At 44.7% G+C, this 13,343-nt stretch carries 19 protein-coding genes; 4 read left to right on the top strand and 15 right to left on the bottom strand.

Annotated elements, in window-relative coordinates; translation table 11 throughout:
- Window positions 1-15: 15 nt before the first annotated feature.
- The gene (locus tag LAY41_RS13030) at window positions 16-258 is read right to left on the bottom strand and encodes a DUF6737 family protein (RefSeq protein ID WP_420840318.1); all 243 of its coding nucleotides are present in this window, start codon (window positions 256-258) and stop codon (window positions 16-18) included.
- A 296-nt stretch (window positions 259-554) separates the two neighbouring features.
- Here LAY41_RS13030 and LAY41_RS13035 point away from each other — a divergent pair, with 296 nt between their 5' ends.
- Both LAY41_RS13035 and LAY41_RS13040 read left to right on the top strand, forming a co-directional pair.
- Entirely contained in the window at window positions 555-812 is a 258-nt protein-coding gene (locus LAY41_RS13035) for a hypothetical protein (RefSeq protein ID WP_249098146.1), read from the top strand.
- A gap of 175 nt (window positions 813-987) precedes the next feature.
- Window positions 988-1,257 (top strand): hypothetical protein, encoded by a 270-nt coding sequence (locus LAY41_RS13040; protein ID WP_249098148.1) that lies wholly within the window; start codon window positions 988-990, stop codon window positions 1,255-1,257.
- Window positions 1,258-1,392: 135 nt separating this feature from the next.
- Here LAY41_RS13040 and ndhM read toward each other — a convergent pair whose 3' ends face one another.
- The 12 genes from ndhM to LAY41_RS32275 form a co-directional block, all read right to left on the bottom strand.
- On the bottom strand, window positions 1,393-1,746 hold the full coding sequence (gene ndhM / locus LAY41_RS13045) for an NAD(P)H-quinone oxidoreductase subunit M (protein ID WP_249098149.1): 354 nt from the start codon (window positions 1,744-1,746) through the stop codon (window positions 1,393-1,395).
- 111 nt (window positions 1,747-1,857) lie between these two features.
- Window positions 1,858-2,400, bottom strand: a complete 543-nt coding sequence (locus LAY41_RS13050) for a LeuD/DmdB family oxidoreductase small subunit (RefSeq protein ID WP_249098151.1) — start codon at window positions 2,398-2,400, stop codon at window positions 1,858-1,860.
- Window positions 2,401-3,064: 664 nt separating this feature from the next.
- Window positions 3,065-3,700, bottom strand: coding sequence for a HesA/MoeB/ThiF family protein (locus LAY41_RS13055; protein WP_249098154.1), 636 nt, complete (start codon window positions 3,698-3,700; stop codon window positions 3,065-3,067).
- Window positions 3,701-4,537, bottom strand: coding sequence for a hypothetical protein (locus LAY41_RS13060; RefSeq protein WP_249098156.1), 837 nt, complete (start codon window positions 4,535-4,537; stop codon window positions 3,701-3,703).
- A 78-nt stretch (window positions 4,538-4,615) separates the two neighbouring features.
- Complete coding sequence (locus LAY41_RS13065; protein ID WP_249098159.1) at window positions 4,616-5,821, bottom strand: AAA family ATPase; 1,206 nt, start codon at window positions 5,819-5,821, stop codon at window positions 4,616-4,618.
- Window positions 5,822-5,892: 71 nt separating this feature from the next.
- Window positions 5,893-6,345, bottom strand: coding sequence for a bis(5'-nucleosyl)-tetraphosphatase (locus tag LAY41_RS13070; RefSeq protein WP_249098160.1), 453 nt, complete (start codon window positions 6,343-6,345; stop codon window positions 5,893-5,895).
- Window positions 6,346-6,349: 4 nt separating this feature from the next.
- Complete coding sequence (locus tag LAY41_RS13075) at window positions 6,350-6,895, bottom strand: RNA 2'-phosphotransferase (protein WP_249098162.1); 546 nt, start codon at window positions 6,893-6,895, stop codon at window positions 6,350-6,352.
- A gap of 451 nt (window positions 6,896-7,346) precedes the next feature.
- Window positions 7,347-8,069 (bottom strand): molybdopterin-dependent oxidoreductase, encoded by a 723-nt coding sequence (locus LAY41_RS13080; protein WP_249098164.1) that lies wholly within the window; start codon window positions 8,067-8,069, stop codon window positions 7,347-7,349.
- A gap of 48 nt (window positions 8,070-8,117) precedes the next feature.
- On the bottom strand, window positions 8,118-8,726 hold the full coding sequence (locus LAY41_RS13085; protein ID WP_249098165.1) for a cytochrome b/b6 domain-containing protein: 609 nt from the start codon (window positions 8,724-8,726) through the stop codon (window positions 8,118-8,120).
- A 171-nt stretch (window positions 8,727-8,897) separates the two neighbouring features.
- Window positions 8,898-9,143, bottom strand: a complete 246-nt coding sequence (locus LAY41_RS13090; protein ID WP_249098167.1) for a hypothetical protein — start codon at window positions 9,141-9,143, stop codon at window positions 8,898-8,900.
- Between the two features lie 301 nt (window positions 9,144-9,444).
- On the bottom strand, window positions 9,445-10,437 hold the full coding sequence (locus LAY41_RS13095) for an RNA ligase (ATP) (protein WP_249098169.1): 993 nt from the start codon (window positions 10,435-10,437) through the stop codon (window positions 9,445-9,447).
- Between the two features lie 3 nt (window positions 10,438-10,440).
- On the bottom strand, window positions 10,441-10,575 hold the full coding sequence (locus LAY41_RS32275; RefSeq protein WP_275974109.1) for a hypothetical protein: 135 nt from the start codon (window positions 10,573-10,575) through the stop codon (window positions 10,441-10,443).
- A gap of 74 nt (window positions 10,576-10,649) precedes the next feature.
- Here LAY41_RS32275 and LAY41_RS13100 point away from each other — a divergent pair, with 74 nt between their 5' ends.
- Both LAY41_RS13100 and LAY41_RS13105 read left to right on the top strand, forming a co-directional pair.
- Entirely contained in the window at window positions 10,650-10,961 is a 312-nt protein-coding gene (locus LAY41_RS13100) for a type II toxin-antitoxin system RelE family toxin (protein ID WP_249098171.1), read from the top strand.
- Complete coding sequence (locus LAY41_RS13105) at window positions 10,948-11,199, top strand: hypothetical protein (RefSeq protein ID WP_249098173.1); 252 nt, start codon at window positions 10,948-10,950, stop codon at window positions 11,197-11,199. The genes LAY41_RS13100 and LAY41_RS13105 overlap by 14 nt, the downstream gene beginning before the upstream one ends.
- A 167-nt stretch (window positions 11,200-11,366) precedes the next feature.
- On the opposite strand, the gene LAY41_RS13110 is transcribed toward LAY41_RS13105, so the two are convergent.
- Together LAY41_RS13110 and LAY41_RS13115 are read right to left on the bottom strand one after the other, a co-directional pair.
- Complete coding sequence (locus LAY41_RS13110; protein ID WP_249098174.1) at window positions 11,367-11,594, bottom strand: NfeD family protein; 228 nt, start codon at window positions 11,592-11,594, stop codon at window positions 11,367-11,369.
- A 135-nt stretch (window positions 11,595-11,729) separates the two neighbouring features.
- Window positions 11,730-13,166, bottom strand: coding sequence for a vWA domain-containing protein (locus LAY41_RS13115; RefSeq protein WP_249098176.1), 1,437 nt, complete (start codon window positions 13,164-13,166; stop codon window positions 11,730-11,732).
- Between the last annotated feature and the right edge of the window lie 177 nt (window positions 13,167-13,343).

Below are 13,343 nucleotides of genomic sequence, written 5' to 3' on the forward strand. Positions count from 1 at the left end.
TACTATCTTGGCTTCTCATTCTTCAACGCTATCTGGTGTAGATTGCAGATACTGGGACGACAGGGGTATGCTGCTGTCTCTCATAAGTTGAGGCCAGATGATTAAAAAGAAGCCCATCCACGTTAACACGGGCAGGGAAATCAGAACGGTGACCCAAATAGTTTTCCATAATAGCCAGCTTGAGCCAATCAGTGCAATACCCGTTAGCAGTATTGACCAAGGCTGGCACCACCAAGGTTTGTATGTCCAGGGGTTCATATCGATTTTCGTGTTTGGATATTGTTCAACCATGCTAAATATGCAGTAACCAACTGAACGCAATCTAGGTAGGGTAGGGGTTTCACCCCGCTTGAGCGATCGCTGTAGAACATCTAAATTTAAAAATCGTCCAGATCTGCCCATCTTTCAACTGTCGAGCTATCCACCTCCTTTATTTCCGGCTCTTAAAGTGGATCTTAACGGATTAAGCTTTCATCCTAGAACAGGCAACGATCGTGTTTTCCTGCTTTAGGAGTAGCTCGATATGAGTACAAATACGTTTTTTGGTGATCTTTATGCCCAACCCTATATTCAACCAACCTCTAGATCGAAAAGTCCCGACTTGTGAATCGCCTGCTATACAGGAAATCCATCAACGGCTGGCCAGCTTAAAAAAATCTCACTCTATGCTTTACCGGATGATGAACCTTGAGACTTGGGCAATTGTCGGCACTATGGAGGACTTCGATCCTGGGTTTTGGAATCGCTTTATGACTAATCGTCAACTAGCTTTTAAAGATTTTTTAGCCCAAAAAAAAGCTAAGCGCTCCTAAGTTGCCTGCTTTGTTGTACCGACCGATCGCCTTTAACCATCCCCTAGTCCAAATCCAAAACTGCCACCCCCTAAAGGTATATTATCTAAATTCCACCGTCAGAAGGAGGCGATCGCGCCTCTATTTTTTTAGAATACCTTTATAAAAGCCAAAAAGAAAAGTAATTAGGTGTTTTATGAATAAGCCAAAAGAAGACACTACTCATCGTGCAACCAATCCAGGCGACAGAATTGCAGACGAACCACAAACCATTGAAGAAAAATCCCAACAATTAGCTGTAGATCATGTTCCCGACATCACTGGCGATCGCATTACAGTTCCCACTTACTTTGTTGTCGAAGAAGATGGTGAGAAAAAGGCTCTACACCATGTGAAAGATGCAGAAGAAATTTCTGATGTAATTAGACAAGCTCGCGTTGACGAAAACGGAAATAGAATTTGGTAGTAGTAGCCTGAAAATATTTCCCTTTTTCTCTCGACGAGAAACCCGGTCATTTCCCAACTAATTTAATCTTTTATAATTAGATGAAAAACCGGGTTTCCCAAAAGCTGTGCTTTGCTCAAGAGCAGCGTTTATCAATCATTTTTGGGTGGGGAGGGGCGTGGGTGCAACTTGAGGTAAGCCCATACTGTAATTGAGGACACGACCATCAAGATTGTAACTAATTTCGCCTTTTTGGAGGATCGATCGCACAAGATGTTCCAGATCGGAACCAATACGACGAAGGTTATATTCGGTCAAGTCTTCTCCGCTATAAGACTCAACTAGCTCATCAAACTTCCGATAAACTTTTTGCACAGCTTCATCGTTCCAATTAAATTCATTGTCTGGATCGATATCTAAAGTTAATACGCTGTCACTGGGAACTAGCTCGTTGTTCTCAACTTCAGCGGTAAAGATACGGATGTGGCGGGTTGTGGACTTGAGCAGCATAGTGGCGGTGTTCTAAAGCAAGGACTTTCCAACTTTAATTTTAAACGTTTGTCAAGGCAATTCCTGTTTTAAGCCAGACTGGCAGATCCCAGCAAGCCGATCCCCTGGTTTTCAGCGGGAAATCATCCCAGTTTCACGCGCATAAGCGAAAATTCCGCCAGCTTCAATCACCGGGCCGACTTCTCCTATAGGCTTAAGAACGTATGTTTTGCCCTGGGTGTGGTTGATCAATTGATTTTGGCCGAAGTCGATCGAAACTTCCTGACCCGTTTCAAACAAATCGCACAGCCTATCGATCGATTCCCACGGGTAAAGTTCGCCTGTAGCCGAGCAGTTGCGGAAAAATATCCTGGCGTATGACTGCGCCACTACAGCTTCGACACCAGATGCTCCTAAAGCAATAGGTGCGTGTTCCCGCGAAGAACCGCAGCCGAAGTTTTCCCCCGCTACAATTATAGGGTAGCGCGTCTTAATTTCTCCAGTCGCTATAAATTTACTGTAGCGATCGGGTAAGCCGACAAGAGCATAACTGCCCAGCTTTTCGTATTCATCAGGCTTAGAAGGAACCAGAGTCAGATATTCTGCTGGAATGATTTGATCGGTGTCAATATTATCATCCAAAACAAAGATCGGGCCGCGAATCACTTTGCTCATAATTAATCCCCTCTTTGGTTTCAGCAGTTTGTGACTGAGCTAAGTCTACTTCCAGAACATCATACATTAAAAAGCGCCCACTACTTACATCTTAAGTTTGCGCTCATTTTTTAGGCCCGATAGAAACTAATTTTTTTCGTCATAACAGTGGTCACTTAGACTAATAACGCAAGTTGCTATATATGATTAAGGCACTTATGTAGTTAGTAGGTACGTTGTTGCGCGGCATCGCAACAACGTACCCATTACCCATTCCAAACAAGAAAGAATGCTTTTTAACTAGCAACTTGAGTTAACTACCAAAACTGAATTCCTAGTTCGTTCGTGTCACATAAGCTGTAGTAGGGACACGGCATAATTAAATCTTTTGTATGACCGACATATTTATGATGCCGTGTCCCTACTTCACCCCACAATCTTAGAGCCCAGTTGTAGACTCACCGACTGTAGTCGGCGTGTCAGGCCATGACGGTGGCTTGTTGGTTATACTCAGCACGGTCACAGACCGTGCTTTTTTTATCCCTGTAGGGGCTTTCGCATTCCGTCAAAGATCTTTGGGTTCAACCAACAAATTATTCACGGAATGCTTCGCCCATTTATGCCCGTGCGAAGTATAGCTCAAGAGTACTGGAATTGAGATCTGGGTCTTACCCAGATCTCAATTTTAGGCGAATGGCTTCACCGCTAAATCTCTCAATGTGACTGTAAAACTTTGCTGCTTGCCTGTGGCAACAAAAGTAACAATAACTTCACAGGCGACAGCAACTGTTAGCATTACTAGATTGCGTGCCAGTGGGTAGTCGCAGACATCATCGTTTACCGCAGATGGAACGCGATAAACCTCATTCCAAATTACCTCGCCATAATCTCCGCCTAATCCAACGTGAAGACAAGGCAGATTTGCGCTTTCGCAGTAATCTTTGACAGTTTGGCGTGCGACGCTGTTATCAAAAGTATCGATAACTAAAGATGTGCTGCCAAGCAATTGCGCTGCATTAGTTGCGATCAACTCTTTAGATTGTGCCTCTAGATTCACTCCCAAGGCACGGTAGAGCGAATTAGCCAATATTTTGGCTTTAAAAGCACCGATATCAGAACGATAGTAAGGTTGGGTGGAGAGGTTGCGTTCCTCGATGCGATCGCGATCGATCACCTTCAGCTTAGCAAGGCCCGATCGGGCCAAACTTTCGGTGATATTTGCACCCAAAGCACCCGCACCGCAGACAGTTACAGCAAACTCGCGCATCCTTGCCATTACTTCAGACGTGCGATAGCGTTCTTCGTGAAAGAAAATACTCATTTATCCAGCTTCAACAACACCAACGAGGGATTGCAAATCAAAATCTCTGTCCATTCCGCTGAGACAAATGCCAGCACCGATCACAGTTAAGTCATTTTTGTCAATAGCAGAAGTGTGGCGAGATCCATCGGCGGTAGTCCAGTCGATTAGCCAGCGATCTTCCCGATCGCGAAACTCCTGTAACTCGCCGCCACCTTGCCGCAATGCCGCCGCCAAGCGTTTTTCATCGCGTTTTTGCTGCATTGTGGCTTCAAACTCTTTTGCCTGGTGCGCCACCAAATCGTAGACAGTACGCATCTCTGGCGTTATCCCTTTGAAGCGCAATTCTGACATTGAAGTCACATTTTTCAGTGCTTCTTTTAGTTGTTCGGCTACTAGCGGATCGGCCCTGCGATCGCACTCATCAAACCACCAGGAACCGCCATCCCAACGCGCAATTATCGGCTCAAAACTTGCCGCATCAGTAACCAGATTCACCGCTACAGGTTTGGCGAGCCCAAAACGTTGTTTCGCATCAGATTCGTTGATAGGATAAGCTAGCCAGGTTTTTCCTTTCAAAACATAAGCTAACCGCAGACGCAATGGCTGAAGCAATTTCAAATATTCCCCCAATTGCGGCAAACTCGCTTCATCAATTACTTCAGCAGTTTTCTCATTCACAGGCTGAAAAATGCCCCATCCCTCAAAATTGCGCGGCTTTGGTGCAAAATTATAAATTATATGGGAAACTCTCGTTCTTACTAATCCCCCACGCACGCAGGGTGCGAGGAATTGGGTGTCGCGCAACTGGGTTTCCTGTGCAGCTATTTGGTTAAGGAGTTTACGAATATCTGTCATAGTTTTGCTGATGCGCTTCAGTTGGATAAAACTTTCTTTGCATCGATCGAGTATTCTTTTAAATTATGGCTTATTTATTCACACAAATCGGTGAGCAAATTCATAAATAAAATCAATGCGACCTTTGCGTAAAACCGCAGGATCTAATCGTTCAGTCGTGTTGCAAGTCATCAGCACAACCAACTTTTGCTCTGCCTGAATACCACCCTCCTCAATTACACTTTGATACAAAGTTCCATCCAGCAAACTTAGAATATGTTCAGTCTTAGTATTGTATTGAGCCGCTTCACTAGCTCGATTTTGAGCCAAATTATCGGCCTCATTAATAATAAGACAAATTCTCTCCAAGTAAGTCGGCGGCACAAAATTCTCAACTGCGTCGTGATCCAGGATAAAAATTACATATCCCAGAGGCATGAGAATTTCTTTTGCCACTGCTTGCGTCCAAGCAGTTTTACCTGTACCCGGTTCTCCATGTACCAATACAGCCAACTGATTCTGGTCGAGAACTGCTTGCTGTATTTTATCAGTAAAACTTTGGATATCAGCCGGAAAACTCCGAATTGAAAACTGACTGTGAATCTGTCCCACACGGCTTTTATACCCACTGAGCATCACTGCCAAATTGTAAGTTGCTTTATTAATCAGCGGGGCTAAATTATTACCCATGAGGCTGTAATGTTTCCGTCCTTTTTCGTAGCTGTCAACTTGTAACCACACTTCATGTTTAGACCAATAGGCATAAATCGTGCCTAGAGTTTCCAGGCGATCCCAGTTTGTAAACCGAGCTACTGGGTAATAATAATAGCGCTCCATATAATACTGGGTAATGATGTCTGGACGCTCCAATAAATCCAGTATTTTGAGGACAGTAATTTCCTGAAGTCGGTTGAGAAGGTAATCTATTGGAATACTGTCGCGGCTGACTGTTTGTGCAATTGGAGTCTCCGTATTCAGCGCGTCTTTGCAGCGATAATTTGGGGCTAGTGGTTCGGGTGTGACGTAATTCCAAAACTCTTCCACTTTGTATCGCGTATTTTCAGAAAAGACATTTAATATATTTGCCCACCAGGTATATTCGTTGCGACCCATAGCGTCAGCAAGGTCGCTCGCTACAGCCAGTCCCTTCTGGGTTAGCTGCCAGGAATCGTTAGATAAAATATGTAAGAAAAACCCCCAGTCAAAATGCCGGGATAACGGTCTCCAACCTGACCCTAATAAGCCTTTTGCTTGGGGATTTTGGTTGACGGGAGCGTCATCGTTGTTAAAATATCCTGATGCCATAGTTTCTGTTTATCGATGCTGTAATAGTTGATTTTTAAAGGAAGTTTTTTCTTGATTTTATCCGATGTTTATCACATAATAATTTTAAATCCTTTTTCAAGTAAATACCCTTCTAACTGTTGCAGCAGCGGATCGATGATTTTTTTCTGGATCGCGTGAGGCGGGTTCCATTCCACCCACGCAAAACTGCTGTGTTCGCTAACTTTCACGTTTACTTCTTGCTTGAGCCATGCTAGAAATATGACCACAGTTTTGTTTACTTTTTTGCCACCAAATCGCTTGTAGCGGGTTTGATAGGTATCGGTGAAACGAAATTCCTCATCTAGATGCAAGGTGCTGGCTTCAATACCAGTTTCTTCATGCAGTTCGCGGAGGGCGCAACTCCACTCGTCTTCGCCAGCTTCTATATGACCTTTTGGTAAGTCGTAGCTGTTGGGTTTCTGCATCAGCAGAAAACTTAACTGCGGTTCGGTACGCATCACAATTATGCCGCATGATTTCATCTGTCGCATAGTTGTCGCCACTTAATTATATCTGCTTAAGATAGTCGGGGGGAATGCGATCGACTAACCAAACCCCATTATCGGAACAGTAAAATTCATAACCATCCCGGTGCATTGCTTGAGCATCTACAGCAAAAACCACTGGATTACCATGCCTTTTGCCTACTGCTTTCGCTGTGGCAATATCTGTCGCTAGATGGACGTGGTGTCGTGACATTTTGTTCAGACCGTTTTGCAGAATGGACTCGACTGCACGGTGTCCTGTACCGTGGTATAACACATCTGGCGGAAGAGTGGGTGACAACTGCAAATCAATTTCTACACTATGCCCTTGATTAGCGCGAATTAGTTTGCCTGTGGAATCGAAGGAAAAGCGTTTTTTGTTGTTTTTTTCGACTACTTCATTCAATTCGTCGCGAGAGATGGAAAAGCAATCTTTTTTACACGCGGCTAGGAGTTCATTTACAGAAACCCAGCCTCCTTCGGCAAGTTGTAAACCTATCTTATCAGGATGATGCCGAAGATGGTAACTAAGATATTTGCTGATTTTAACTAAGCGAGAATCGTTCATAACCTCATATTCAAATATTTGCGTGTAAGTTTCTAGAGCAAAACGATCGCTTTTAGAAATCACTCCCCTGGTAAGTTTTTACACACTCTTTAAAGGATTCCTACTGAAGTATGTATGCTCCAGGTGTTAGGAGACGCAAGTCTTTGTCTTATATTGTACTACATTTTAGAAAAAATCGATTTCGGGATAACTGTTTGACTTGCGCTCAAGAATCATATCGTGTCCGGTTGCATCGTTGGTATATGAGCGATATCGTCAAATTGTCTGTTGTCATCGTTGGTTAAATTTTTACCGCAGATGAAGACTCTGGAACGCAGATAAACGCAGATAAGAATAAGAACACAATTTTTTTAGGTAACCGATGCGTAAGGATATGATATCAGTTATTTAGATCGGCTTTGTGGTCAAAAAGAATGCTCGGATATCCAAATTTTCAATCGCGTCACAAACCTTAACAGCCTGCAAACCACTCATAACCTCGATCTTCCCAATAGCCTTTTTCTGGCAAGAGGTCGTTGAGGAAGGTAATACGGGTGACCCATTTGCTCTGCTTGTAGCCTAGCTTGATGGGAGAGGCGAGACGAAGTGGGGCACCATTATCTACAGATAAGGGCTGACTATTTTTCTGATACGCTAGTAATGTTTGAGGATGTAAGGCTGAGGATAAATCCCAACTTTCGTAATAGCCATCAGCAGATTGGAAGTAGACGTAGCGAACTCCGGCTTTTGGTTGTGTGAGGGCGACTAGATCTCGCAGACGGACACCGCCCCACTGAACGATCGCAGCCCATCCTTCCACACAAATGTGACGAATCACCATTGAGGTCAAGGGCAGTTTTTCAATGTCCGCCAGACTCAACTGCATGGGATGATTGACCTCACCGTCAATTTTGAGTCGGAATGTGGCCCGATCGATCGCAGGTGTGAAGTCGAAGGTATTGATCAGCAGTTTATCTGGTTCGATCGCGCTAACTGGAAATTCCGGTACGGGTTTGTTCGGATGCAGCAGCAATTCTTCCACCTTTTGGTTCAACGGTTCAGAAAAATTGCCTACCGCATCTGAGAACAGACTCGATCCGCAACTTTCCAGCAGCAGACCCATACCCGCTAGTCCTGACAATTGTAGCCAGCGGCGACGACCGATCAGATGTTGCGAAATTGGAATTCCGTGCATAGAAAAATTAACTAATGAAGAACAACCTATCAAAACTCAAAGTGTTTCTCATAAAAACATGGATTTAATTAAGCGAGAACCTCCTGCCTTCAACCCCAGCAGAGAGTGAGCGATCGCAAACAGCACTACAATCGGTATGGTGATAAAGTGAACTGTACGTAGAGTTTGCCAACTGCCAAATAGACCTGACAGCCAGTAAAGTTGAGCCGGTTTATACATGGCCAGACCAGTAGCGATCGCCAGCAATAAAATAGGGATAATAGCAGTGTAAACTAATCGATGCCACGCATAAGTTTTACGTTTCGGATTTTGCCCCGTTTGCAACACTTGAATATCGCTAGATGAGACAAATCGCCGTCGCCAGCGACGGGTGAGCAGGATGTAAAATCCATATATCAGTAAATTAAACGCAAATACCCACATCGCCGCAAAATGCCAGTCCCGTCCTCCCGCTAACCAACCTCCCAGGAGCAAGAAACGGGGAAAATGCCAACCTTCCCGTCCCCCAAATACGGGATTAGCGTTGTAGATTTGGAGTCCGCTGGCAATCATAAACAGCAGACTAATGATGTTGATCCAGTGAAAAACTTTTGCCGGGATTGCCTGTGCTGGAATAGGAGGCGACCTGCGGCTTTTGGCAGACTGTGAAGAAGCCATAGGGAAAGTTTAGTGCGATCGGTTTTGAGCGAGCAACATCTCGGTTCCAGATGTTAGCGGGAGTTGAGGAAATAGAGGAGCAAGCCAAAGTTTTACTTGAACATCCTAACCCAGGATAAGAGCGATCGCCGTACCTACCACGATCGCTCTTATCGACTTCTTTGTCTTTAACTACTGCGACTTCTTAGTGGCATCGTCTTTCTTCATCGCGTCAGCCGGTTTCGTGGCATCGTCTTTCTTCATCGCGTCAGCCGGTTTCGTGGCATCGTCTTTCTTCATCGCGTCAGCCGGTTTGCTGTTGCTAGCGGGGACGGCAGTTGGAGACACTTGATTTTCGGTAGCGGATTTATTGGAGCAAGCGGTGAGGCTGGTAGCCAGAACCAGACCAGCGGCTAGAGAAAGCATTTTCCAGTTCATATTTGTTCTCCTACTTTGTAATGATTGGGTTGGAAGCTACAGATTGTATGCGATTTTGGCTCTATTCCCTGAAAGAGAATTTTTAGTAGCAGTATTCTCAATCCTACAGTAGTAGTCTTAAGAATACTACTGTTGAGACTGCAATTTGGATTTGAACCCGTGTCCTTGAATTACAGCCTGCTGCTTGTGGCTGAGTAGGGTTTTACCAAGAGGGAAGGTGAGGGGCAATGGGCCCTACTGTCACGCTTGTTAAGCATAGTCGGAACGGAAGCCACAATTTGCTTGAGCCCTACTGCCCGTGCTAATGGAGTTCTGTACCGTCTTTGCGAAGCAGGTAGCGATCGCTAATTAGCTTCAGCACCACCCGACCGATTTCTGGATCTGTGCGTTCCACCAGCGGTTGTACCACAACGCCTTCCATAATGCAATCAGGACTGACTGTGCTATCAGCATTGTTAAACTGAGACACGGCTTCCCAACTGTAAGGGCCAATATAAAGGACAGGCACCCTCGGCAATGAATAATCATCGCAAAAAGCAGTAAAGTCAGCGTAGTTCAGGAAGTTGCCGTTCTGCTTGACGGCGAAAAAGGCAATTCCAATTTTGCCATTATTCAAGCCATACTTAAGATCCTGTACTCCGTAAATTTCTCCAAATATTTGAGTATTTGGCGGCAACTTATGCAGTACAGGATACTCGTTGTAAGCCCGAACATAAACGAGAGTTTTGTTATTCTCGTTATTTTTCCAAAAGTAATTGTGACTGCCTAAGTGGGTTGTTCCATCAGCATCTGCCAAGACGCTAAAGTTCGTGCCGTGAATTTTTTCGGTTACGACTACTTCTTCTCCATAAGAGAGAACATCTCGATATCGCTTCAGGTTTTCAGGACTCGGAAATTTGTAAGGCCCGATCGTAGTTTCCACATCTCCATTCATCGTTTGCGGTATCGGATATTCGTACTTGGTAACACCAAATAATTCCGTGCAGTCATCCCCCACATTTCCCGCAAAGTTATCGCCAACGGGAATAAGTAAACCCTCCGAGAAGATGCCTCGCAGTTTGGCCGCCCGGAGTTTCTTGGAATAGTAAGGACGAATCCCGAATTCGTCTAGAAACAGATCGGGAATAACGCTATCAATAGGGAAGTAGAAAGCCAAATCTCCAGGTTTTAAATTACCCTTAGCGGTGATTACCTGATACGCCATACCTTCGATAGTAGCTATGTCCAATCTGTCAGCATTCTGGTGAGGATTGACGTTGTTGATTTTGACCACTTCTACTTTAAAAATGCTCATGGATTATTTCAGTTTTTTGTTTGTTTTATGATTTATACGAATGCGCTTGTAAATGCTTCGGTGATTTGGATATTGTTTGGCGAGTTGCTGTTGAACTTCCAGTGCGATCGCCTGATAAACTTCCTGCAAATCTTTCATCACACCACCTCCTAAATGAGTTTCCTAATAAATTGATATAGTTAGTTGAAACGATCCTATGGTAGAATAAGCCAATGGCATATTTTATTGAATTTGCTGAGTCAGTCAAGGCGCAACTCAGGGGCTTATCTGTTAGAGAGCGAGCCATAGTCATCGAGTCTGTAGAGGAGCAGCTTGTGTATGAGCCTTTGACTGAAACCCGCAATCGCAAACCGCTGCGCCCAAACCCAATTGCACCTTGGGAATTACGGATTGGCTCTCTGCGTATTTTTTATGAAGTTGTGTCTGAGGAGCCGGATGTAGTACGTATACTAGCAGTTGGTAGAAAAGAGGGCAATAAGTTAATCATCGCAGGTAAAGAGGTTGAACTAAATGAAAACGATTGAAATTTCGACAGCATCACAGCCTTTATCAGCTTATGCGGAAGAGTTCAGTAATGAAATGATTGTTTTGACTCTTCATGGTAAAGCGATCGCAGTAGTCACCTCTTTTAAAAAGGCAGATTCAGAGTCTTTATCGCTAAGCATGAATCCTGAGTTTTTGGAAATTATACAGGAGGCAAGAGAGGAGTTTAAAGCCGGAAAAAAGTTGTCGCTTGAGGAGATGAAACGAGAATTATTGTAGTGCGTTGAAATTAGATTCCGCTATTAGTTCAAGTTCTTTTAATCCGACAGGACGGTAGAGTATCATAGTCTTCCGAGTGTACTACTGTAGCAGAGTGGGCAATCCCTCCGGTGCGGTACTCCACCACACCGGAGGGATTGCCCACCTTACAAGCTTATCCAGTTTTTTCAAGACAAGGGAACAACAAGCAAAGTGATATTCTTGATACCGACCACGAGGATTATCTCACCGGGCAATAGCTGCACTTGACCTTCTGGATGGTAGAATTCAGCAGGCCAGTAGCTACCTAATGCTTTTACTCTACCGCGCAATCCAGGTGCGATCGCTTTTTCTACAGTTCCCCGTTTGGGTTCTGGCAACATTGCAACATTGGAAATGGTCAGGAATTCGCTCATTAGCTGACCTCCATTATGAGTTACAAAGGAACAAGATTGCGATCGCAACCTGGAACCTCTCCCCCGACCCCTCTCCTGCAAGGAGAGGGGAGAAAAATTTCCCCCCCTTCCCTCGCAGGGAAGGGGGTAGGGGGGTTAGGTTTTATCATCCCTCACTGGCAGTTGCGTATCCAAAATTTCCAACAATAACTCCAGTCGCGAAGGACGAGATAGCATTGGCACCAAATTTGGCAGCGAGTAATAATCACCAGAGAAGGTAAAAGTATCCACTTCAACTTGCTTTTGCTTCAACTGATTTTCCACATAATTGCTGGCGTTACCAACTTTTATGATAACCACATTTGGCATCACCGCCAAATCGCGGCAGTAATTGCTGTAAGCTTCGGCAAAATAAGGTGCAGCGTTTTCACCTTCATCAGTTACCATGATGATTTGTTCCACCACCTGCCGCTTGCGCCGCATTGCTTCCAAACTGCAACCGCAGCTAGTGCTACCGCCAGCTTGAATTAGTTGGAAAGCACGTTCCCAATCGCTCAATTCCTTACCTTTTGCTTCCACTGCATAAGGCAAAGTATCGAAAGCGTAGACGAACAAATCGGCATCGGAAATACCAGAAATTAGTGCAGCTAGGCGCTTACCAATTTCGATCGCATTTTCCATCGAACCAGATTTGTCAATCAGCAAAGCAGTCGCCTTGGCAATTTTACCCCGCTTTTTAACTTGCTCGTCGGTAACTTTTTCCAATTTGGCAGCAGTTTCCGCATCTAATTCGGTGACATTACCTGCCACACGCGCCTTGTAGGCAGAAACGCGATCGCTTTTTGCCGCTTCTTCCAGTTTCCCATCAATCAGCGCCTTCACCTCTGGGTGCTCCATTACACCCCGCTGTTTCAGCGAATTGAGGTTATTAATTACCTCTTGCGGCGACATCGAATTAATCAGCGCTACCAACACTGTTGGTGTTACTTGTTTAATCGCACCAACAGCAACAGTGTAAGGAATATTGTGTTCGACAATTAGTGCCGCTTGTTCTGCACCAGATGTTGCTTTTGCCAATTGCTTGAGCATGAAAGCAAGGCTATCTTCTGGAGGTGCATCCTTGAACAGCACTGCATTAGCACGCTCATTAGGCTTAATGTGCAATGTTGCATACAAGTGCTTCATCGCCTTGCGTCCCCGCAGTGCAGCACTGTCAAAGAACTTTGGATTCTTTTCCCGTGTCTTCAAATAGCGAGTAACAGCAGTGCGTGCAGAACGAGGAACCTTTCCCCGATGCTCCTTCATAAAGTCCACAATCCGCGATACTTCATAAGGCGGAAATTCTTGCAACATCACAAAACCTGCATCGCGATGTTGGTTGACATTGCTAGTCAGCAAATTACCAACAAACACTTCCTTATGATCGCGCACATCACCATTGCGCTGATACCAAACAGCTAAATGTCCGTAAAAAATCGGGTCGAGTTCCACAATTAACTTGTGAACTTCTGATACTTGTTCCAGCTTGCGGTGAGGTGTAGTCAGCAAGCTATTTAACATTTCCAAACGCAAATCGCGCTCTGCTGTATTCATTATAACCTCCTCCTTGCAGTAGAATTACCAAAAATTTGAGGAGGCAGATGTCGCACGCAATTAATATAGACACCGCGCAAGTCGAGAAAGCTTTGTTTTTACCGTAAAAGGGTATGTAAGCTTTCTCAGTTGGGGCGCGGCGACAACTGCCATTGTGTTACTTGAGTCGCCCATACC

The sequence above is a fragment of the Argonema galeatum A003/A1 genome (genome assembly GCF_023333595.1).
Lineage (GTDB): Bacteria > Cyanobacteriota > Cyanobacteriia > Cyanobacteriales > Aerosakkonemataceae > Argonema > Argonema galeatum.